Below are 21,239 nucleotides of genomic sequence, written 5' to 3' on the forward strand. Positions count from 1 at the left end.
AACAGCAAACTTGAGGGATATGCTGACACGAAGGGCATTTCTAAAAACGACAGGACTTGCCTTGCTATCAATTGGGTGGGATAGCACCCCGCTTTTTTTGAAGCGAGCTGTAGCAGCTGTCTCAAGCAGTATGCCGCGCAGGGTGCTGGTGACTATTTTCCAGCGCGGCGGAATGGATGGCGTGATGGCCGTGACACCCTACACGGATAGCTATGTGCAGCAACTGCGACCGCATCTGGCACTGGCACTGCCCGACAAGAGCAGTGATGCACTGCTGGATTTGGACGGGCGCTTCGGACTGCATCCAGCATTTCAACCGCTCTTGCCTTTTTTCAAGGAGCGGCAGTTAGCAATTGTGCACGGTGTCGGCTCGCCCAATCCTACTCGCTCACATTTTGACCAGCAAGATTATATGGAATCTGGCACGCCTGAAAGAAAAGGCACACCTGATGGTTGGCTGAATCGGCTTGCCAGAGAATTAAGCAAAGAAACCACACCATTTCGAGCAGTAGCGCTTACCCGAATACTGCCACGCGCGCTTTATGGTGCGGCACCTGCACTGGCAATTCCAAGCCTTGCTGAGTTTGGCTTAAACTTGCCCAGCGCAAAAGAAGTGGCTGCAGCAGCAGAAGTCGGCTTTGAGGCACTCTACGAGCAAACTTCTCAGCCACTTCTGCGCAGCACTGGCAAGGAGAGCTTTGAGGCGATGCAAATCCTGCAAAAGCTGGATATAAGGTCATATCGACCAGAATTTGGAGCCATCTATCCACGCACGCCGCTCGGCAAGAGCTTAGAGCAAATCGCACAGCTGATTAAAGCCGATGTTGGCGTAGAAATTGCATTTGCTGAATCAACAGGTTGGGATACGCACACGCAGCAAGGCACAGTGCGAGGACGCTTCGCCCAACAAGCACGCGACCTGTCACAGTCTATTGCAGCATTCTGGACAGACCTTCGGCGCTATCAAGACCGTATCACGCTGCTCACCATGACGGAGTTTGGGAGAACGCTCGCCGAAAATGGCTCTGGCGGCACAGACCACGGACGCGCTTCCTGCCTATTTGTGCTCTCAGCCTTAGCCGATGGCGGAAAAGTGCACGGCACAGTGCCAACACTTGCACCTGAAAACTTAGAAGATGGGCGCGACTTGCCCGTTACCACAGACTTTCGCTCTGTTTTTGCCGAAGTAGCAGGCACGGTGTTCGGCATAAAGGACGACACAAAGATTTTTCCAACTTGGACAGGCAAGCGAATACCGCTGATGAAAAGCTAAATGAGGCGACAACGGTAAAATATCGTGCAGTAAGGTGCATCAAGCAGCACTGCGCGCTGACTGACGGCAATTAGGAAAGAGAACTTAAACAACCACCTAAACCGAAAGACAATGAAACACTTAACTTGGAAATCGCTATGGCTGGCAGCCTGCATAGCCCTGAGCGTCGGAATAGAAGCAAAAGCACAAGAGCGCGGCAGTGAAAGGCCGTTGCTCCCACTCCTTCCTACACTTGAAGAATTGCGCACGCGCTTAAATCTCTCGCCTGAGCAAGAGGCAAAAATCAAAGCAATTTTGGAAGAAACCCGAGAAGCAATGCGAAAAGACAGAGAAGAAAGCGCAGGTGACCGCCGCATGGCATTAGGACGAATGCGAGAGAGGATTCAGACAATGGATGAGCGTGTGCAAGCAGTGCTAACCGAAGAACAAAAAGCCACATATGCAAAAATGAAAGAGGAGCGGCGCGAGAAAATGCGCGAAGAATGGCGCCAGCGGCGCAGTGGGTAAGCAGTTTTAAGAAATCATCAAATTTGTTTGGATAGGTAAAAAATTCAGACGGAAATTTTATGTTTGCACCAGTGTCTTCTCATTGTCATAGGTGTTGTTCTTTCTGCTACGGCGCCTCGAGGCTTGTTATGTCGGCTTTCAAGTCTCTGAGGCGTTTTTATTTTGCAAAAAGCCTGCCTGAGAACGGTTTTGCGTATTTTTGTGATTGAAAGTGAAAATTCAGAACAAAAACGCAAAATCAGGAGGAAAAAATGTTCAGCATTCTTGAACGCGAGCAAATGATTCAAGCAATGCGTGATGAGCTAACGCGGGCAGGTGTGAGAGAACTGCGCACGGCCGAAGAAGTGCGAGCGGCTCTGACAACGGCAAAGGGAGTCTCGGTGGTCTTCGTCAATTCAGTCTGTGGGTGTGCAGCAGGCAAGGCACGTCCGGGCTTTGTGATGTCGCTGCAGAACGAGATTGTCCCCGATAACCTCTTCACTGTCTTTGCGGGGCAAGATAAGGAAGCCACCGAAGAAGCACGCAAGTTCTTTACCAACCAACCACCATCATCGCCTTCCATCGCTTTCCTGAAAGATGGGCAGTTTATGGGCATCATTCATCGGCATCAGATTGAAGCGCGCTCAGCCGAAATGATTGCAATGGAGCTGAAAAACATCTACAACAAATACTGCACGAAAAGAAACGAAGCTGCAGCTGTCTGAAGAGAAGGCGCAACCCCCCAGTGGGGGAAACTAAATGCGAGCGAATCGGCAACATCGTAGCCTCCTGTCTCAGTCCCGACATAGAGAGCTTAGCAAAGTGCGACAATCAGATCTCCATTGTCGTCTTTGCTAAACTCAAAAGCTCTAAGGTCGCTCTGTGCAGGGGGCGCGATCACCCTGCCTTGCTGCGTAAACTGTGAGCCATGGCAGCGGCAGGTCCAAATACCCTCTTGAAACACCATATTGCTGCAGCCAGCGTGTGTGCAGAAGCGAGAAAGCACAATGAATGATTCACCGAAGCGGGTGATACTTAGGTCAGAGCGAAAGTCCGTCGGCTGTGCAACTTGGCCGTCGTAGTTAAGAAACAGTGCTTCACCAGTTTGTGGTAGAATAGAGCGAGACACGCGAATAGAAAGGAGAGCAGGCGAGCTTTCTGGCGAAAAGTCAGATTCGTTGCCATTATGGTCAAGCGCTGTTACTTTGTAATACCAGATGTCGCCGGCACGCACCGTTCTATCTTGCCACATGGTTTGCGAGGCATTCAGATGAGCAATCGGCTCAAAGCCGCGAGCTGGGGCAGCGCTACGGTAGAGCCTGTATCCTGCCAAGTCCATCAACGGTGTGCCATCGCGATTGGTGGTAACCGCCGGCCACGACACAGTAATTGCAAAAAGTGACCCTTTTACCGCAATCGCCGCAGGTGCAGCAGGAGGAAGCGTATCTAAGCTGGTGGTGGGGCTAGGGCAACCGCATAGAGCCATACTAAATGCAAGTGCCGTAGAGTGCGTCAAAAAGTCACGTCGGTTCATCAGGTTGCGCTTGAGAAAAGGAATGAAGTAAAGCCTGCTGCGTAAAAACCCATTTCAGCACTTAGAAAATCCATACCGAACCAATGTAGTATCGGTATATTTCCTGCAGCGGTAATTTAACTCAAACCTGCTTATTCCTTGTCAAACGGCGCAATTGACACGCAAGACTGGCAGCATTTAAACAAGTTGCGCGAGTGCTTCTTAGAAGGCAGAGCGGGTGAGCAAGATTACTGGTCAACTCGGCGTCTGCTGGAGCTGTATGACCAAACCTTTGCGCAGCGCATAGCTTGGAAGTGGCAGTATGTGTTAGCAGAGCTAATGCGGCTGGGCTGGAAGTTACCAGATGCGCCGCTTCTCGATTGGGGGTGTGGCACAGGTATCGCCGCACGGGTGGTGTTGCGCACCTTCAGCATACCTCAACCGAAGCTATGGCTGTATGACCGTTCCCCACTTGCAGTAGAAGTCGCAACCAACAAAATCCGCCAAGAATATCCCAATGTGTCGATTCTACCGTTTGAAGCCCATAAGTCATATCAAGGCACCGTATTGCTCAGCCACATCATCACGGAGCTAAGTGAAGAGGCGCAGCAAGCACTGCTAACGAAGTTGCGTGAGGCGACTGCGGTGCTTTGGGTGGAGTCAGGAGATTATCGCGCCAGCCGCAAGTTGATTGATGTGCGGGAATCTTTGCGAGCAGCATTTCAAGTCGTAGCGCCCTGTACGCATCAAAGCAAGTGCGGCTTGCTTGCAGAGAAAAACAAGGTGCATTGGTGTCATCATTTTGCAAAGCCGCCAGCCGAAGCCTTTACCGATGAGCGCTGGGCTGTGTTCAAACAGAAGTTAGGCATTGACTTATCTGATTTACCGCTGTCTTATCTGGTGTTGGATAAGCGCTCACTTTCACTACCAGCATCAGGGGTTTCTCGCATGATTGGCAGAGTGCGGCTCTACAAGGGGTATGCCTTACTCCTCGTGTGCTCAGCCGACGGTGTAGCAGAGTATCGTTTGCAGGAACGAGAGTTGAAAGAAGCCTATCGGCAAATTAAGAAAGGGAAACTGGATACGCTGCTAAGGCTCAGCGTGGCAGAAGGCGAAATTAGGGCATTGCAAGCGATTTCAAAGTAATTTGCATAAATTTTAGAAGGCATTTTTGAGCAATCTGAATGGTGAAAAGTATGCAGAAGAAGCCAAACCTTATTTTTCTGACCGGATTTAGCACGGCAGGAAAATCGACGATTGGGCCGATTCTGGCTAACTCGCTAGGCTACGACTTTGTTGATATTGACAAAGCCATCGTGGAGAAAGAAAAAAAGTCAGTGGTAGAGATTTTTCGAGAAAAAGGAGAGGCTTACTTTCGGCAGTTAGAGTATGAGCTTTTGCAGCGCTATGCACAAGCTGAAAACCTTGTGGTGGCGTTAGGGGGTGGCACGCTGGAGAATGACAAGAGCTTTGACATCGTCAAAGATTCTGGCACGATTATCTACTTAAAGTCCGAAATTGAGACGCTCACTAAACGACTGGCTAACAAAGACGATAGACCCCTGATGAAAGCTGAAAATGGAGAGCGGCTCTCACCAGAGGAGTTGCGTCGGCGTGTAGAGCAGCTTTTGCTAAATCGGGAAGACCGCTACCAAAGTCACTCTGTTATCTCCATTTCAACCGACCAGTATCCAATCGGGAAGACTGTCGAGCTACTGACGCGTCAGATTGAGCGGTATCTGAAAGAGCAAGCACGCCTTGCAGAGGAGTGAAGGGCGCTATGGCGTAAGCCAATCAAAAATGAGTGAAGTGCTTATCTCACATCGTCTAGCCAGTGACTTGGCAGATATTTGCAATAAGCATCAGAGTGCCAAGCGGCTGGTGTTGTGTATTGACCAGCATGTTGATACTTACTTTGGCACACCCCTCTGTTTAGAGCTGCGCAAGGAAAATTTTGTGGTGCACAAAACGCTGGTGCCAGCCAGTGAGCGCAGCAAGTCTCTGGCCATGGCAAATCGGCTGTATGGCGAGTGGGTGCGTGCAGGGGTAGATAGAACCTACACGGTTGTGGCGGTGGGTGGCGGTGTCGTGGGCGACCTTGCAGGGTTTGTCGCAGCCAGCTACATGCGCGGCTTACCGCTGGTGCATATTCCTACGACGCTCTTGGCAATGGTTGACTCAGCCATTGGCGGCAAAGTTGCAATTAATCACCCAGCAGGAAAAAATCTGATTGGATTTTTCTACGAAGCCAGTGCAACGCTCATTGACCCAGCTTTTTTGCGCACGCTCCCACCGCGCGAGATATTTTCAGGGCTGGCAGAAGTGCTAAAGTATGCCCTCATCGGTGATAGGACATTCTTCAGCTTTTTGGAGGAGCAGTTTGAAGCCATTGTGGCACAGCGTCCGCCTTTAGTGGAAGCCATCAAGCGCTGCGTAGCAATGAAACAGCGTATTGTAAAGCTGGATTTTAGAGAAACCACTGGACTGCGTGCAAGACTAAATTTCGGGCATACTTTCGCGCACGCTTTGGAAAAGCTGGCGCACTACAGATTTTTGCGACACGGTGAAGCGGTGCTCTTTGGAATGCTCTGTGCATCGGCATTATCAATGCAGTTGGGGCTGCTGGCAGAAAACGAAGCAAAGCGAATTGTTCAAATCGCTAAGCGCTTCAATGTCAAGCGCACCGTGGCAGAGCGATATTTTCTTGAGCGCAGTGAAAAGGAAATTGAGCAAGCGATGCAGAGCGACAAGAAAAAAGCAAATGGCGTGCTACGCTTTGTATTGCTACGGCAAATCGGGGAAGCCTTTCTCTCAGAAAGCCCTGTGCAATCACACATCTTGCAGCGTGCCATCAAGGAGGCGAAACAATGGTGGAAGGAAAGGTAAATCAACCCTCGTCACCCAAGAAAGAACCGGTGATTAAGGTATTCGGGCGGTGGTTTTATCGAATCGTGCTCACGCTCATTATTGTGCAAATCTTGATAGCGTTAGGCAAATGGGCAAAGAGTTGCTTTTACTTCTAACTCTTTGCCCGTGTCCTCATGTCGTCCGAAGGGGAAAAGAGGAAGCTATGGCAGCGCGCAAGTTAGGCGGCGCGCAAGAGCGAGCGCGCAATCACAATGCGCTGCACTTCGGAAGTGCCCTCGTAAATCTCTGTGATTTTGGCATCGCGTAGGTAGCGTTCAACTTCATACTCCTGCACATAACCATATCCGCCATGAATCTGAACCGCTTCCAGTGCCGCTTTCACCGCAACTTTTGAGGCATAGAGCTTTGCCATCGCAGAGTGCTGTGAATGGGGCAAGTGTTGGTCTTTGCGCCAAGCGGCTTCGTAGGTAAGCATTCGGGCGGCTTCAAGTTCAGTAGCCATATCTGCCAACTTCATCTGAATCGCTTGATGCTCAATGAGCAATTTACCGAATGACTTGCGCTCTTTGGCGTATTTGAGAGAGCGCTCCAGCGAGGCAGCTGCAATGCCCAAAGCCTGTGCCGCAATGCCAATGCGTCCGCCGTCCAGCGTCTTCATCGCTATCTTGAAACCTTCGCCTTCAACGCCGAGCAAGTTCTCCAGCGGAATACGGCAATCCGTAAAGCCAAGCGAGCACGTGTCGGAGGAGCGGATGCCAAGCTTTTTTTCCTTCTTTAAGATTTCAAAGCCGGGTGTATTGCGCTCAACAAGGAAAGCCGAAATACCGTGCGCGCCTTTGGATTTGTCTGTCATGGCAAATACAAGATACAGCTCAGCCGTTGTGCCATTCGTAATCCAGTTCTTCGTGCCATTGAGCACCCAGAAGTTGCCATCTCGCACGGCTGTTGTGCTCTGGGCTGTGGCGTCCGAGCCAGCATTTGGCTCAGAGAGACAAAATGCGCCAATGTAGAGCTTGCCATCTTTCTGACCTTTGGCAAGCGGGCGCAGATACTTTTCCTTTTGCTCAGGCGTGCCATACTCGCTAAGTGCCCAACAGATGAGCGAATTATTGACCGACATAATGACTCCGACGGACGCATCCGCTTTGGAAATTTCTTCCATCGCCAGCACATAGCTGAGCGTATCCATTCCAGCGCCATCGTATTCCGTTGGGGCAAGCATACCCAGAAAACCTAACTCACCTAACTTCATTGCAATCTCGTAGGGAAACTCAGACGTCTCATCGCGCGCTATGGCGTCGGTAATTTCAGTGCGCGCAAAATCTCGCGCAGTTTGCTGAATCATCAGCTGTTCTTCAGAAAAGGCAAATCTCATTGTCGTTACAGATTAAGTTGCCAGAAGATGTGTGAAATTACGTGTTTGCAATACACTCTCCCAAGCGCAGGGTGCAGCGGTCACGGCTGCACTCCCGATTCCGACAAAAGTAGAAAGTTCCTCTCTTTTGAAGGAAAGGAAGCAAAGGAAGTTCATGCTTAGAAAGAAGCTAACGCCTTAGAAAGGCGCTACGATTCTGTGTCGAAAGCTTTTGCAAGTTCAGCTTGTGAGTCAATGATGTCTTCTATCTTCATGGAGAAGTCAAGCGGTGTGCCGTCCAGCATTTTGAGTTCAACGGGTGGAAACTTTGCTTCGTGGTCTTTGTAGGCTGCTGTCCACCTCGCTTGTTCAGCTTCGCTGAGTTCCTTTAGGGAGCGAAGACCGCGGCACTTCGGAAAGCGCGTGCAACTAAGCCACAAGCCACGCTTGCTACTGCGCAGATACATCGGGGCGCCACACTTTGGACAGGAGACGTCAGTTTGCAAGGGTGGCATCTTAGGAGGTTCCACGCGGCCATACTTATCCAAATTCAAGACACTGTCGCAGTCAGGATAATTGGTGCAAGCTAAGAAGCGACCAAACTTGCCTTGCCGCACGACCATTCGCCCCGTCTCGCACTTTGGGCACTTGATACCTGTTTCAAGCGGCGCTGCCTTCTGCACGCTAATGGGTTTCACATTGCGACACTTCGGATAGCGAGAGCAGCCCAAAAACTTGCCTGACTTTGTCCACTTGACAATCATTTTACCTTCGCCGCAGACATCGCATGTTTCGGCATTGTCGTTTTGCGGCAAAATGGGGGATGCCTGACGCAACTCCAGAGCTTTTTCAAACGGAATGTAGAAGCGGTCAAGCACGCCTTCGTAGCTGTCTTCGCCTGTGGCCACCTTATCCAAGTCCTCCTCCATCTTGGCTGTAAATTCCACATTGAATAGCTCGGGGAAGTTGGCGATAAGAATTTTGTTTACATCTTTACCAAGTTCTGTTGGGTAAAGCCGCCTGTCGCGAATTTCAACATAGTTGCGCTCAACTAGCGTGGAAAGAATCGTCGCATAGGTGGAGGGGCGACCGATGCCGTAGTTGTCCAGTTCCTTGACCAGACTGGCTTCAGTGTAGCGAGCAGGTGGCTTAGTGAAGTGTTGCTGCTCTCTGAGGGAGCCTAGCTGGAGCGCATCTTGCTCCTTGATGTGTTTTGGCAAGATGGTTTTTTCCTCACTGCTCTCGCTATCCTCTTTGGTCGATTTGCGCTCTTCGTAGTCCAGTTCTTGGGCATCACCGTAGAGCCGAAGAAAACCTTCAAAGAGAATGACGCTGCCAGAAGCGCGAAAGAGAAATCGCTCATCAGAATCAGAGATATCAACGCTGGTTTGTTCCAGCTCCGCCGGTGACATCTGTGAAGCAAGAAAGCGTTTCCAGATCAGCTCATAGAGCCGATACTGGTCGCGCGTGAGGAATTTCTCAACCGCCTTCGGCGTGCGGTCGACGGAAGTGGGACGAATAGCCTCGTGGGCATCTTGCGCCGATTCAGCGCTTTTGTATTCGACAGGCGACTCAGGCACAAACGCATGACCAAATTGCTGCGTGATGAATTCACGGGCTTCGGCTTGTGCTTCTTTGCTAATGCGCTTGGAGTCCGTGCGCATATAGGTAATCAGCCCCACAGCGCCTTCTGAGCCAAGCTCAATGCCTTCGTAGAGCTGCTGCGCAAGCAGCATCGTCTTCTTTGAACCAAAGCCAAGCTGATTCGAGGCAGCCTGCTGCAGAAGGGAAGTGGTAAATGGAGCAGGCGGATTGCGCCGGAGTTTACGCCGACGAATTTCACGAATCCGATAAAGCCGCTGCTGAATTTCAGCTGCAAGAGCTTTGGCCGCAGTTTCATTTGGAATCTCAAGCTCTTTGCCGTCGACTTTGACAAGCTTGGCGACAATCTTTTCACCGCGCTCCGTGAGAAACTCTGCGACAATGGACCAGTACTCCTTTGGCTCAAAGGCCTCAATTTCTGCTTCTCGCTCGCAAACCAAACGCAAGGCAACGGATTGAACGCGTCCAGCAGAAAGCCCACGCAGAACTGTCTCCCAAAGGAAGGGACTGACTTTGTAGCCCACGATTTTATCCATCGCTTGGCGTGCTTGCTGTGAGCGCACCAGCTTATAGTCAATCTCTTTGGGGTGTTCAATAGCCTCACGGACGGCTTTCGGCGTAATTTCATTGAATAGCACGCGGTGAATAGGCTTGTGCAAATCTTCGATTTCATTAGAGATATGCCAAGCAATCGCTTCGCCTTCTCGGTCAGGGTCAGTGGCAATAAAGACTTCGCTGGATTCTTTCGCCAGCTTTTTCATTTCGCGCACGATTTTTTCTTTGCCAGCGATAATTTCGTAGCGCGGTTCGTAGTGATGCTCGAAGTTGATACCGATTTCTTTGCGCGGCAATTCTTTGATATGCCCCACCGATGCAAACACAGTGAAATCCTTGCCAAGATACTTGTTAATTGTCTTTGCCTTTGCAGGTGATTCGACAATCACAAGGCGCTTGCCTTTAGCGCGACCATTCTGAGATGAGGCAGTGTCAGCCTGCAAAGGAGCAGATGCTTGCTCCGACACAGAAGTATTATGATAAGCGGTGCGTTTCTTTGCAGCCATATCGTCTTTGAAAGGTTTAAGCGGCAAAACCGCTTGAATTCAAACAAAGAGAACAAACATAAGTTCCAAAAAAGTTGGGCAAAGATACTTGCTGACTTTGCAAAAACAAATGTGGCACTGAAAATGATTGCGTAGCCCGAGAAGCAGTGTTCGCAGCCCACAAGACAACTTTCCGCAGGGAAAGATTGATGTATTACAATGCAAGCTGGCTGGAGCGGACGATGCCAAGCTGCAGAAAATAAAAACCAGTGCCTTGCACAGGCGGGAGATTTGTTTAACTTTGCAACTTATACAAAAAACTAAGAAAGGACGGCTCGATGCGCCAGATAGCCAAGCCCGATGAGACAATCCTGATTGAAGAGCCGCTTTGGCAGTCTGTCGTTGAAATGATTGATTCGGCGACGCGAATCGTTGTCTCCACGCATGAGAATTCTGACGGAGATGGCTTGGGCAGTGAAGTGGCGCTGGTCGCTGCGCTGCGCATGCTCGGCAAAAACGTAACGCTGATCAACCCCACGCTTGTCCCCAGAAACTACCAGTTCTTGCCTTTTATGAAAGAGGTCTGGACCTTCGATGAAAAAAATGAGCAGCATATTCAATGCTTGCAGGACGCTGACCTCTTTTTCCTGCTCGACACCAACAACATTGGACGCACTCGCGCAATGAAACCGCACGTGTTGGAGCTGCAGCAAGCGGGCAAAGTCAAAATCATCTGCATTGACCATCACCTCGAGCCGCAAGAGTTCGCAGATGTGATGATCTGTCGCAGTTCGGCAGCGGCAACAGGCGAGCTGATGTATGAACTGCTGCGCGAAATGGAACACTACTTTCAGCGCTCACTCTTAGACAAAACTGCTGCCATCGGTCTCTACACCGCAATTATGACCGACACCGCCTCGTTTAGACTGCCGAAGACAACCGCGCGCATTCATCGAATTACGGCGGAATTGCTGGAAGCAGGCGTCGCCCCGATGGAAATTTATGACCACATTTACAACACACTAACCATTGGCACGCTGCAGCTCATTAGCCAAAGTATTGCAAACCTGCATTTGGCGGAAGATGGTGCAGTAGCCTACCTTTTCGTTACGCAAGCAACCCTGCAAGAGACAGGAGTCGGACTGTCTGACACAGAGCGATTGCTGGAGTATCTCTTGGGATTGCCCGACACAAAAATTGCCGTAATGTTTATTGAGATGCCAGACGGAAACACAAAAATTAGCTTTCGCTCCCGAGGCGAGCTACCTGTCAACCAAATTGCCAAAAGCTACGGCGGTGGCGGGCACAAAAATGCTGCAGGGTGCACAGCCCCATTTCCACTGAGGCAGACGATTCAGAAAGTCCTTGCACAATGTGCCAACCTACTTCACACTGCGAACCACACTGGCACATAGCTCAGAAAGGAAAAGAGCGGCTCAGCACGCTCAAAGACCAGCGTTAGAGCAATGCCTGAAATAATGCCCGAAAGTGCCAAGTTCCACTCTCGGCGAGAAACATTGAGCGTGTCCACGACCAAAAACGACACCGTGAGCGCAACAGCGACAATAAAAAGTTGCCCAACTTCCAAGCCGATATTGAAGGCAAGAAGCGGCACAAAGAGACTTTCCTCAGCGCCGAGTATCTGACGCAGGAAGTTCGAAAAGCCAAGCCCATGAATCAGCCCAAAAAACGCCGCACCGCTGTATCGCCACCACAGACGTGAGGTTATCACTTCCTCACGCGAAGAAAGCATATTCAGCGTGCAGGTGAAGACAATCGTAACAGGAATGAGAAACTCGATAAGCTCACTGGGTACCTCAAGAAGCCGTAAGGTCGCCAAAGCCAGCGTCAGGCTGTGCCCTAATGTGAAGGCGGTTACGAGCCACACAAGCTGTTTCCACGCTTGCAAGGGATAGATAGCGGTAAGCGCCGTCACAAACAAAATGTGGTCATAGCCCTTGAGGTCGGAGATGTGCTCAAAGCCCAAGCGAAGAAAGGTAAAGAAGGTTGTCATAGCTTTCAGATGCGTTGAACGGTGTTTTCAAAAAAGATAACAAACGCAAAGACGATGATAAGCGACGTCCTAAAAGAGCTGCTGGTCGTATTTGCGATCAGCGCAGCGGTGGCAGTGGGCAGTGTGCTCCTAACAGTGGGCTACCCAGGAATGTGGCTGACCGAGTTTTATCTCACTCTTTTCAACCGCAAGATACCAAGTGAGCTGGGATTAGGAGGATTGTTCATCGCATTAGTGATGAGCTTTCTCTATCCCTTTGGGATATTCTGGGGCTACTTAGTGGGGTTCCGACTTGTGCCATGGCTGCTAAGGCTGCCCGATGCAGCAAAATGGGGCGTTGGCATAGGGGCATTTGTGCTCTGGACGCTTGGCGTGTTTGAGCTATGCTACCGATGGGCGCTGTGGCAAGCTAAAAAGCTGTGAGACGGTTTCAAATTTGAAATTTTGGCTTGCAGATTTTTGCAGTGCCGTGTATATTGGCAATCCTTTGCAAGATATGCTTGCGAGAGTGGCGGAACTGGCAGACGCGCTGGTCTTAGAAGCCAGTGCCGCAAGGCGTGTGGGTTCAAGTCCCTCCTCTCGCACCGCACAGTGCAATGCCGAAGTGGCGGAATTGGCAGACGCACCAGACTCAAAATCTGGCGAAGCTTAAAACTTCGTGCGAGTTCGAGTCTCGCCTTCGGCACAAAGTCCCCGTCAAGGCCTGCGTAGGTAGAACTTCTCACAGTGCCTTCCTCGTTGAAAAATACGCGCGCATTTGTGTAGATTGGCGCATTTCAAAGCAGTGAAAAATTCTTTCTTCGGTCAAACTGACTATGACAGCTTCAGAAATTTCTGACTCGCTACACCAGCGACTTGTGGACATTTTCGGCACAAATACGCCCTTTGTGCAAGAGCTGTATGCGCAATACTTGGAAAAGCCTGAATCGCTGAGCGAAAACTGGCGTGTGTTTTTCCGTGCGCTAGAAACTGGCTCGCTAAATCTAAGCGCACTCGAAACTGCGCCACCCAGCAATAGCAGCCACTCTGAAAATGGTGCACACACTGCAGTAGCAAATGGTGTAGGGACATCGCCGAGTCCCAGTGCGGCGCCAATAGGTGCGACCCATAGCTCCAGTGCATCGCTAGTGCCGCTGGCACCGAGCTACGCTTCACTGGATAAGTTAGACCTAGACCCAGAAGACCGCCTAAGACCACTGTCTGGTTCGGCAGCGCTGATTGCCCAAAATATGGAGCGCTCGCTGGGCGTGCCGACCGCTACATCAGTTCGCACTGTGCCTGTCAAAGCACTTGAAGAAAATCGCTTGATTTTGAACCAACACTTGCAGCTCATTGGTCGTGGCAAAGCAGCATTTACGCACTTCATCGCTTGGGCCATCATTCAGGCGTTAAAGAGGTATCCAGCGATGAATGCGAAATATGTGCTGGTGGGTGGGCGGCCCTATCGCATTGAGCGCAAACACATTCACTTTGGCTTAGCAGTTGACATAGTGCGCAAGGATGGCACACGCTCACTGGTGGTGCCCAACATCAAGTATGCAGAGCAGCTGAATTTTGAGCAGTTCTTCAATGCCTACAATGCGCTGATTGAGCGAGCACGCAAAAACGCGCTCGAGCCAGATGATTTTCAAGGCACTACAGCCTCACTGACCAATCCGGGCACAATTGGCACAGCTATGAGCGTGCCGCGCCTGATGCAGGGACAAAGTGTGATTGTAGCCGCAGGCGCAATTGACTACCCAGCAGAGTTTCAAGGCATGTCGCCGCAGACGCTCTCTCAACTGGGTGTCAGCAAGGTGATGACGCTCACCAGCACATATGACCATCGCATTATTCAAGGAGCAGAGTCGGGCGAATTTCTGGCTTACATTCATAAGCTCCTCTTAGGCGAAGAGGGTTTCTATGATGAGATTTTCCATGCCCTCAATGTTCCGCATCGACCATTTAGGCACACAGTTGATAAATCGCACCTTAGTTTCACAGGGGGTCTGAGCACCGAAGATGCGGTGCGCAAGCAGGCGCGCGTGATGCAACTCATCAACTCCTATCGCGTGCGTGGTCACCTAATTGCCAACATCAACCCGCTTGAATACAAGCCACATTATCACCCCGAACTTGAGCCTGACTTCTACGACCTCTCAATTTGGGATTTAGACCGAGAGTTCATCACGACCAACTTTGGCGACAAGCCCGTGATGACTTTGCGCGAAATTCTGGAAAAAGTCCGCAAAGCCTACTGCGAGAAAATCGGCGTCGAGTATATGAACATTCAATCGCTGGAACAGAAACGCTGGATTCAGCGACACATTGAAAACCGCTCGGAGCAATTGCAATTTTCTCGCGAGGACAAAATTGCCATCTACAAAAATTTGGTGCGTGCTGAGGGCTTTGAGCGATACCTGCACCTCAAATACTTAGGGCACAAGCGCTTCTCAATTGAGGGCGGCGAGTCGGCGATTGCAATTACCGATTTCATCATTCGTGAGGCAGCGGTGTATGGCGTCAAAGAAGTGGTGATTGGAATGGCGCACCGCGGTCGACTCAATGTGCTCACCAATATCGTCGGCAAGCCATTCGAGACACTGTTTGTCGAGTTTGAGGGTAAGCCCCTGCCGATGAAAGCTGATTACCTGACACAAGGCTCAGGCGATGTGAAGTATCACTTGGGTGCAACGGGGGTGCGCATTGGTCGTAATGGCAAAGAAATTAAAGTCTCCGTAGCATCAAACCCGAGCCATCTGGAAGCAGTAAATCCCGTCGTGGAGGGAATTGTGCGCGCCAAGCAAGACCGAATGGGCGACCAAAAACGCAATGCGATTATCCCATTCCTCATTCACGGCGATGCAGCCTTTGCAGGGCAAGGCGTGGTAACCGAGACGCTTAATCTCTCACAACTTGAAGGCTACGCCACAGGCGGCACGATTCACCTCATCATCAATAACCAAATCGGCTTTACCACCACACCGAATGAAGCCCGCTCAACACTCTATGCGACGGATGTAGCAAAAATGGTGCAAGCGCCGATTTTCCATGTCAATGGCGACGACCCAGAAGCCTGCCTCATTGTGGCAAAACTGGCGCTCGACTATCGAATGACCTTCAACAGTGATGTGGTAATTGATATGCTCTGCTACCGCCGACATGGACACAACGAAGGTGATGACCCGGGCTACACGCAGCCTGTGATGTATCGCAAAATCCGCAATCACCCATCGGTGCGAGAACTCTATGAGCAGCAGCTCATTCGAGAAGGCGTGCTGACGCCCGAGGAAGCAAAAGAGATGATGGAAGAGTTTAAGCGTGAGTTAGATGCAGCGTCAGAATATGCAAAGGCTATCTCACAGGAGCGTAACACAAAGCCCGAAGCAAAAGCAGATTTACCGCTGGCAGTTGACCCGCGCGAAATTGTGGCGCGCTATCGAGGCAGGTCGCCAAACACGGGAACAACGCTGGAAAGTCTGCAGACCGTAGTGCGGGCTATGCTCACGCTGCCGAAGGGCTTCAACCTGAATAAGAAGCTCGAGCAGCAATTTGCGCGCCGTGCGGAACTGCTGGGCGAAAACGCACTCGAAGCTCCAATTGACTGGGCCTTTGCAGAGGCGCTTGCTTTTGGCACGCTTCTGCTGGAAGGCTATCCAGTTCGCCTAAGCGGACAGGATAGCACGCGTGGCACCTTCAGCCAGCGCCATCTAAGCGTCTTTGATATGGAAACGGGAGAGGAATACACGCCCTTAAAGCACATTTCACCGACGCAAGCACCATTCTATGTGAACGATAGCTTACTTTCCGAATTTGCGGCAATGGGCTTTGAGTTTGGTTACAGTGTAGCGGACCCGCTCACACTCACCATCTGGGAAGCGCAGTTTGGTGATTTTGCCAACGGCGCTCAGATTATCATTGACCAATTTATTTCTAGCACAGAGTCCAAATGGGGGCAGCCTTCAGGTTTAGTGTTGCTTTTGCCACACGGCTATGAGGGACAGGGACCAGAGCACTCTTCCGCACGCTTAGAGCGTTTCCTACAACTTTGCGCTGAGGTCAATATGCAAGTTGTAAACTGCACGACGCCTGCACAGTATTTTCACCTGCTGCGCCGCCAAGTGTATGCAGGAAATATCAAGCCGCTGGTGGTGATGACGCCAAAAAGTCTTCTACGCCACCCGTTGGTGATTTCCAAAGCCTCAGAACTGCTTGAGGGCAAGTTTCGCAATGTGCTCGATGAAATTGACCCGATTGAGGCACCACGTCGCCTGATTTTCTGCACAGGCAAAATCTACTACGAACTGTTGCAGGAGCGGCGTCGCCGTGAACAGCGTGATATTGCCATCGTGCGCATTGAGCAGCTTTATCCCTTCCCAGAAAAGCGACTCAGCTACCTAATTGAAAAGTATGCGGCAGTTCAAGATGTGGTCTGGGTGCAAGAAGAGCCTAAGAATATGGGAGCTTGGTCATTCATTGCCCCACTCCTAAGTGAATTGCTTCAGCCTCATCAAAAATTGCGTTATGTGGGACGACCAGCGTCAGCTAGTCCTGCAACAGGCTACATCAAGCAACACGAGCAAGAGCAGGCAGCGATTGTGCATCAAGCACTCGCTGAATGACGTGATAGGTGTGCTAATTGCAAATGATTTAGGGCAGGGAAAAACCTGCCCTAAATCTGCGTTGGTCGCAAGCAGAGCAGAGCGCTTACTTCTTTGTTGTGTTGAGAAGCTCAGCAAGCTTTGCCTTTTCTTCGTCGCTCATCTGGCTGATTTTTTCAACCAGTGCTTTATCAGAATCCTTGATAGGCTCTGCGACCTTGCTAATTTCTTCCTCGAGCCCAGCTTGAGCTCGCTTGAACTCGTGAATGCCGCGACCTAGCCCTCTTGCTAATTCGGGCAATTTCTTTGCGCCGAAGAAAATGAGCACAATAAGCAAGATGAGCAAGAGTTCCTGTCCGCCTAATCCAAACATATCGTTATGGTCTAAGTTGATAAATGTGTTCCAACTTACACAAATGTCTGGGTTTTTCAATGCCTTGCAAGTTACAAGAAAGGGGCATAGAGCAGTGCAGCACTATACCTACAAAGCAGACAGGCTGATGCCTGCCCAGTATGCAAAAACTTCACTTACCGCGGTTCTTATACTCAATGCGCACGGCAGTATGTGGTACGGCTTCGAGACGCTCTTTTGGAATCGGTAAGCCTGAGACCGCACAGATGCCATATGTGCCATTCTTGATGCGCTCTAAGGCTTTATCAATGTAGCTGAGGTAGCGTTCATCGCGAGCAATAAACATAAAGTGCTGCTCCCTGTCCATGGTCTCGGTGCCATGGTCTGCCATGTGCATAGAGTAGCTGGAATTACTTTCCTCATTGTTGCTGTCTTCGCTGTAAGCGTTGCGCATAATTTCAAGGTCGCGTAGCACCTCAGCACGTTTTTGAAGCAAGATTTGCTCAAAGTGCTTGAGTTCTTCAGGTGTAAGGTAAGTTTTCGTAAGCCGTTGCTCAGGTGGTGGGGGAGCCGTTGCAGAACTGGTGGTTGCAGCAACAGGTGTCGCACTTTTCGGTTCTTCAGCTTGAGGTGCTGTGGATTTGGGTGAAGTAGGTTTGGTCGCAGCTTTTTTGGCAGCAGACTTTGCGCCACTTCCAGAGAGCTTTGAAGACTTTGCTGCGGCACGGGTCTTTGGCGAAGAGCTGCTGGTTTTCTTTGCAGCCTTTTTTTTCGCTTTCTTTGTTGCCATAACTACTCCAAAGTTGAGGTTAATAAAACTGAGAGCATTAGAGTTTTTCCAACTCAATTCGGCATCGTTCGCCATTGATATCCTCTTCTGCGCGCTCACCTCCATTGAGCGTCCAATCAATGCGTGTAGCCAGTGTTTCGTTCTGGATATAGTCGCGGTTGTGCTCAATGGCGTGGCGCAGCGCTTCTGGAGCATCAATGCGTAAGATAATTCTATCTGTGATGTCCAAGCCGCGCTCTTTGCGCAGTGCTTGCACGCGGCTGACAAGCTCTCGCGCCAAACCTTCCCAAATTAATTCTTGCGTGAGCTCGGTGTCCAGTGCGACCGTCAGTTTCAGCGTCTCGTCGCTGGCAACCAACCAGCCTTCCAAATCCTCCGTGAGAATTTCGACATCCTCTTTGACAATTGAAACCGTGCGACCGTTCAGCTCAAGCTCCAAGCTGCCACTTCTTTCCAGCTTGGTAATTTCCTGCGCTGAGAGCATTCGAATGCGGTTCGCCACAGCATTAACCTCTTTGCCAAACTTTTTGCCCAAAGTTCTAAAGTTTGGCTTTGCTTTTTTGCTCACGATGCCAGATTCATCATCAACGAACTCAATAGACTTGATATTCACCTCTTCCAGAATAATGTCTTTGACGGTTTCAATTTCACGCCGTGTCTCTTTATCCAACACAGGCAAAAGCATTCGACGCAAGGGCTGACGCACTTTGAGTTCAGCTTTCTTGCGCAACGACAAGGCAAGCGAGCAAATCGCTTGTGCTTTCTTCATTCTGGCTTCCAGTGCCTTATCAATTGCCTCTGGTTCAATCTCAGGAAAGTATGATAAGTGCACAGACTCGTAAGGCTCTTTGCCTGTTACAGTATTAAGGTTGCGGTAAATCTCTTCGGCGATAAATGGGCAGAAGGGCGAAACCAATTTTGCCACTGTGATGAGACACTCGTAGAGCGTCTGGTAAGCTGCAAGTTTGTCCAGACCCATTTCGCCTTTCCAGAATCGGCGTCGTGAGCGGCGAATATACCAGTTTGAGAGTTGATTGACCGTGAAATCCTCAATAAGGCGTGTTGCCGTTGTAGGGTCATAGTTAGCTAAGGCATCGTCGACACCTTGAATGAGCGTATTGAGGACGGAAAGAATCCACCGGTCAAGTTCTGTGCGCTCTCGCACGGGTAAGCGAGCCTCCTTATACTCGAACCCATCAACATTAGCGTAGAGCGCAAAGAACTTGTAGCTTTCAATGAAGCTGCGGAAAAATTTGCGCTGCTCTTCCAAAATTTCTTCTTCATCAAAAGCCTTAGGCAACCACACTGGACTTGAATTAACCAAATACCAGCGCAAAGAATCCGCCCCATAACGGTTCATGATTACGAAGGGGTCAACCACATTGCCTTTGGATTTGGACATCTTCTGCTTGTTTTTGTCCAGAATGTGTCCATTGACGATAAGGTTTTTGAAGGCAGGCTTGTCAAAAATCAGCGTGGCAATAGCGTGCAGGGTGTAAAACCACCCGCGTGTTTGGTCAACCGCTTCGCAGATATAGTCAGCAGGAAAACCGCGCTCGAAGGCTTCTTGATTCTCAAAGGGGTAATGCCACTGTGCAAAAGGCATCGCGCCAGAGTCGAACCAGACATCAATCAGTTCAGGAGTGCGCGTAAATTTTTTGCCATTGCGAATAAAATAGATTTGGTCAACAAAGGGCTTATGAAGGTCTAATTCAACCAAACCTTGCGCAAGGGCATCGCCCAGCTTGTAGGGTTTGCCGTCAATGTCAATAAATCCTTCTTTGAGTTCGGCAATCGAGCCAATGCAGAAAAGGTTACCAGAGGTGTGGTCGTCGCCGATTTTGAAATCTTCGGAGACCCAAATTGGTAGGGGCGTACCCCAGAAACGCTCGCGTGAAAGTGCCCAGTCTTTGTTTTCCTCAAGCCAGTTGCCAAAGCGACCTGTGCCAATTTCAGGCGGTTGCCAATTGATGGTGCGATTGAGCTCTACCATTCGCTGCGCCACAGCTGTGGTGCGGATATACCATGACTCGCGTGCATAATACATCACAGGCACATCGTAGCGCCACGAGAAAGGATAGCTGTGTGTAATAGTTTCCTTGCGAAAAAGCCTGCCAGCCGCTTTCAGCTCTGCAATGATTTCAGCATCCGCATCTTTGAAAAACTTGCCTGCGTAGCGTGGCACTTCATCGGTAAAGTGTCCGTTACGCGCAATCGGCTGATACATCGGCAGCCCGTATTTCTTGGAAATCTCATAGTCATCGGCGCCAAAAGCAGGTGCGCAGTGCACAATGCCTGTGCCGTCTGCCGTGGAGACAAAATCGCCTAAGGTAACAAAGAAAGCCTTTTCTTTGACCTTAAGGTGCGGCAAGATTTGCTCATACTCAGCAAATTCTAAAACGCGCCCTCTAAATGCCTCGAGAATCTCAATCGGGTTTTCTGGGCTAGGCTCACCTAAAACGCTCAGGCGAGCTTTGGCAAGCACGTAGATTTCGTTGCCGACGCGCACACGCACATACTCCACCTCAGGATGAACGGCTAAGCAGACATTAGAAATAAGTGTCCAAGGCGTTGTTGTCCACGCAAGGAAATACTCATTGTCGCAGCCTTTGCGCTTGAACTTGACGTAGATGCTGGGGTCTTTGACTTCCTTGTAGCCCAGTGCCAGTTCATGCGAGCTAAGCACCGTTTCAGATTTGGGGTCTTGCGGCACAATTTTGTAGTCTTTGTAAATCAAACCCTTGTCAAAAATCTGCTTTAGACCCCACCAGACTGATTCGATGTAGGCATTGTCGCAGGTGATATAAGGATTTTCAAGGTCGCACCAATAACCCATTTGGTCAGTGAGGCGACCCCAGCCCTCCTTATTATCCTGAATGTGGAAATAGACAAGATTTCTTGCTTCACGGTTAAACTCAGCAATGCCGTAGGCTTCGACAGCGGCTTTGTTTTTGAGTCCTAACTTTTTTTCAACAGAAATTTCCACTGGCAAACCGTGTGTATCCCAGCCTGCTTTGCGTGGCACACAGTAGCCTTTGAGTGTTTTATATCGGCAGATAAGGTCCTTCGTTGTACGGCTCAATACGTGATGCACACCGGGCTTTCCATTGACCGTTGGCGGTCCCTCATAGAATGTAAACTGCGGTGCGTGCTGGCGAGAGGTAACACTTTTTTCAAAGATGCGGTTGGCTTTCCAGAAACTGAGAATCTCAGCTTCCAGTGCACTGTATGTAATGTCAGGAGGGAGTTCTTTGAACTTTCGCATGCCCGTCTGTTTGCCGCTCGTTGAACTTTCCGATGCCCTTGCGCAACCCTGCGCATTTGAAATTTGCAAATATAGATTGTTCAGCGAAAAAACAAAAGTGCG

At 50.2% G+C, this 21,239-nt stretch carries 15 protein-coding genes, 2 tRNA genes and 2 pseudogenes; 12 read left to right on the plus strand and 7 right to left on the minus strand.

The genetic code is table 11. The features are described from left to right. The first annotated feature begins 19 nt into the window (after positions 1 to 19). The 3 genes from NZM05_07595 (at position 20) to NZM05_07605 (ending at position 2,484) form a co-directional block, all read left to right on the plus strand. On the plus strand, positions 20 to 1,273 hold the full coding sequence (locus NZM05_07595; protein MCS7013481.1) for a DUF1501 domain-containing protein: 1,254 nt from the start codon (positions 20 to 22) through the stop codon (positions 1,271 to 1,273). A gap of 111 nt (positions 1,274 to 1,384) precedes the next feature. Next, positions 1,385 to 1,780, plus strand: a complete 396-nt coding sequence (locus NZM05_07600) for a hypothetical protein (GenBank protein ID MCS7013482.1) — start codon at positions 1,385 to 1,387, stop codon at positions 1,778 to 1,780. Between the two features lie 251 nt (positions 1,781 to 2,031). Then, the gene (locus NZM05_07605) at positions 2,032 to 2,484 is read left to right on the plus strand and encodes a BrxA/BrxB family bacilliredoxin (GenBank protein ID MCS7013483.1); all 453 of its coding nucleotides are present in this window, start codon (positions 2,032 to 2,034) and stop codon (positions 2,482 to 2,484) included. Between the two features lie 89 nt (positions 2,485 to 2,573). Here the strand turns inward: NZM05_07605 and NZM05_07610 are convergent, their stop codons facing one another. Continuing rightward, complete coding sequence (locus tag NZM05_07610) at positions 2,574 to 3,293, minus strand: Rieske 2Fe-2S domain-containing protein (protein ID MCS7013484.1); 720 nt, start codon at positions 3,291 to 3,293, stop codon at positions 2,574 to 2,576. A 186-nt stretch (positions 3,294 to 3,479) separates the two neighbouring features. Between NZM05_07610 and NZM05_07615 the strand changes: the two genes are divergently transcribed. The 4 genes from NZM05_07615 to NZM05_07630 are packed head-to-tail and all read left to right on the plus strand — an operon-like array spanning position 3,480 to position 6,295. After that, on the plus strand, positions 3,480 to 4,418 hold the full coding sequence (locus NZM05_07615) for a small ribosomal subunit Rsm22 family protein (GenBank protein MCS7013485.1): 939 nt from the start codon (positions 3,480 to 3,482) through the stop codon (positions 4,416 to 4,418). A gap of 50 nt (positions 4,419 to 4,468) precedes the next feature. Further along, positions 4,469 to 5,044: a shikimate kinase gene (locus NZM05_07620; GenBank protein ID MCS7013486.1), complete on the plus strand. Its 576-nt coding sequence runs from the start codon at positions 4,469 to 4,471 to the stop codon at positions 5,042 to 5,044. Positions 5,045 to 5,072: 28 nt separating this feature from the next. After that, positions 5,073 to 6,158, plus strand: a complete 1,086-nt coding sequence (gene aroB / locus NZM05_07625) for a 3-dehydroquinate synthase (GenBank protein MCS7013487.1) — start codon at positions 5,073 to 5,075, stop codon at positions 6,156 to 6,158. After that, positions 6,140 to 6,295, plus strand: a complete 156-nt coding sequence (locus NZM05_07630) for a hypothetical protein (GenBank protein ID MCS7013488.1) — start codon at positions 6,140 to 6,142, stop codon at positions 6,293 to 6,295. Before aroB ends, NZM05_07630 begins: the two co-directional genes overlap by 19 nt. A 62-nt stretch (positions 6,296 to 6,357) precedes the next feature. Here the strand turns inward: NZM05_07630 and NZM05_07635 are convergent, their stop codons facing one another. Both NZM05_07635 and topA read right to left on the minus strand, forming a co-directional pair. Next, positions 6,358 to 7,515, minus strand: coding sequence for an acyl-CoA dehydrogenase family protein (locus NZM05_07635; GenBank protein MCS7013489.1), 1,158 nt, complete (start codon positions 7,513 to 7,515; stop codon positions 6,358 to 6,360). Positions 7,516 to 7,703: 188 nt separating this feature from the next. After that, a complete protein-coding gene (gene topA / locus NZM05_07640) occupies positions 7,704 to 10,157 on the minus strand; it encodes a type I DNA topoisomerase (protein MCS7013490.1) in 2,454 nt (817 codons plus the stop codon). A 317-nt stretch (positions 10,158 to 10,474) separates the two neighbouring features. On the opposite strand from topA, the gene NZM05_07645 reads away from it, so the two are divergent. Continuing rightward, positions 10,475 to 11,551: a bifunctional oligoribonuclease/PAP phosphatase NrnA gene (locus NZM05_07645; GenBank protein MCS7013491.1), complete on the plus strand. Its 1,077-nt coding sequence runs from the start codon at positions 10,475 to 10,477 to the stop codon at positions 11,549 to 11,551. Here NZM05_07645 and NZM05_07650 read toward each other — a convergent pair. Next, positions 11,524 to 12,150: a HupE/UreJ family protein gene (locus tag NZM05_07650; protein MCS7013492.1), complete on the minus strand. Its 627-nt coding sequence runs from the start codon at positions 12,148 to 12,150 to the stop codon at positions 11,524 to 11,526. The two genes, NZM05_07645 and NZM05_07650, sit on opposite strands and share 28 nt — an antisense overlap. A 54-nt stretch (positions 12,151 to 12,204) precedes the next feature. Here NZM05_07650 and NZM05_07655 point away from each other — a divergent pair, with 54 nt between their 5' ends. From NZM05_07655 to NZM05_07670, 4 genes are all read left to right on the plus strand, one after another. Next, positions 12,205 to 12,573 (plus strand): hypothetical protein, encoded by a 369-nt coding sequence (locus tag NZM05_07655; GenBank protein ID MCS7013493.1) that lies wholly within the window; start codon positions 12,205 to 12,207, stop codon positions 12,571 to 12,573. Positions 12,574 to 12,652: 79 nt separating this feature from the next. Continuing rightward, positions 12,653 to 12,734: transfer RNA gene (locus tag NZM05_07660), tRNA-Leu, on the plus strand. 14 nt (positions 12,735 to 12,748) lie between these two features. Then, positions 12,749 to 12,835, plus strand: a tRNA-Leu gene (locus NZM05_07665). 130 nt (positions 12,836 to 12,965) lie between these two features. After that, on the plus strand, positions 12,966 to 16,751 hold the full coding sequence (locus tag NZM05_07670) for a multifunctional oxoglutarate decarboxylase/oxoglutarate dehydrogenase thiamine pyrophosphate-binding subunit/dihydrolipoyllysine-residue succinyltransferase subunit (GenBank protein MCS7013494.1): 3,786 nt from the start codon (positions 12,966 to 12,968) through the stop codon (positions 16,749 to 16,751). Between the two features lie 196 nt (positions 16,752 to 16,947). Here NZM05_07670 and NZM05_07675 read toward each other — a convergent pair. The 3 genes and pseudogenes from NZM05_07675 to ileS all read right to left on the minus strand — a co-directional run bounded on the left by NZM05_07675 (position 16,948) and on the right by ileS (position 21,137). Further along, positions 16,948 to 17,103: pseudogene (locus NZM05_07675) on the minus strand (twin-arginine translocase TatA/TatE family subunit). A 151-nt stretch (positions 17,104 to 17,254) separates the two neighbouring features. Further along, a pseudogene (locus NZM05_07680) lies at positions 17,255 to 17,629 on the minus strand (TraR/DksA C4-type zinc finger protein). Between the two features lie 280 nt (positions 17,630 to 17,909). Further along, positions 17,910 to 21,137, minus strand: coding sequence for an isoleucine--tRNA ligase (ileS, locus tag NZM05_07685; GenBank protein ID MCS7013495.1), 3,228 nt, complete (start codon positions 21,135 to 21,137; stop codon positions 17,910 to 17,912). Positions 21,138 to 21,239 lie beyond the last annotated feature (102 nt).

It is taken from the genome of Chloroherpetonaceae bacterium, from assembly GCA_025056565.1.
Taxonomy (GTDB): Bacteria; Bacteroidota; Chlorobiia; order Chlorobiales; family Thermochlorobacteraceae; genus Thermochlorobacter.

What these genes read in the sequence shown, in the direction of transcription:
- NZM05_07595 (MCS7013481.1), top strand. Translation starts at nt 20, where the DNA reads ATGCTGACACGAAGGGCATTTCTAAAAACGACAGGACTTGCCTTGCTA.
- NZM05_07600 (MCS7013482.1), top strand. Translation starts at nt 1,385, where the DNA reads ATGAAACACTTAACTTGGAAATCGCTATGGCTGGCAGCCTGCATAGCC.
- NZM05_07605 (MCS7013483.1), top strand. Translation starts at nt 2,032, where the DNA reads ATGTTCAGCATTCTTGAACGCGAGCAAATGATTCAAGCAATGCGTGAT.
- NZM05_07610 (MCS7013484.1), bottom strand. Translation starts at nt 3,293, where the DNA reads ATGAACCGACGTGACTTTTTGACGCACTCTACGGCACTTGCATTTAGT.
- NZM05_07620 (MCS7013486.1), top strand. Translation starts at nt 4,469, where the DNA reads ATGCAGAAGAAGCCAAACCTTATTTTTCTGACCGGATTTAGCACGGCA.
- aroB (MCS7013487.1), top strand. Translation starts at nt 5,073, where the DNA reads ATGAGTGAAGTGCTTATCTCACATCGTCTAGCCAGTGACTTGGCAGAT.
- NZM05_07630 (MCS7013488.1), top strand. Translation starts at nt 6,140, where the DNA reads ATGGTGGAAGGAAAGGTAAATCAACCCTCGTCACCCAAGAAAGAACCG.
- NZM05_07635 (MCS7013489.1), bottom strand. Translation starts at nt 7,515, where the DNA reads ATGAGATTTGCCTTTTCTGAAGAACAGCTGATGATTCAGCAAACTGCG.
- topA (MCS7013490.1), bottom strand. Translation starts at nt 10,157, where the DNA reads ATGGCTGCAAAGAAACGCACCGCTTATCATAATACTTCTGTGTCGGAG.
- NZM05_07645 (MCS7013491.1), top strand. Translation starts at nt 10,475, where the DNA reads ATGCGCCAGATAGCCAAGCCCGATGAGACAATCCTGATTGAAGAGCCG.
- NZM05_07650 (MCS7013492.1), bottom strand. Translation starts at nt 12,150, where the DNA reads ATGACAACCTTCTTTACCTTTCTTCGCTTGGGCTTTGAGCACATCTCC.
- NZM05_07655 (MCS7013493.1), top strand. Translation starts at nt 12,205, where the DNA reads ATGATAAGCGACGTCCTAAAAGAGCTGCTGGTCGTATTTGCGATCAGC.
- NZM05_07670 (MCS7013494.1), top strand. Translation starts at nt 12,966, where the DNA reads ATGACAGCTTCAGAAATTTCTGACTCGCTACACCAGCGACTTGTGGAC.
- ileS (MCS7013495.1), bottom strand. Translation starts at nt 21,137, where the DNA reads ATGCGAAAGTTCAAAGAACTCCCTCCTGACATTACATACAGTGCACTG.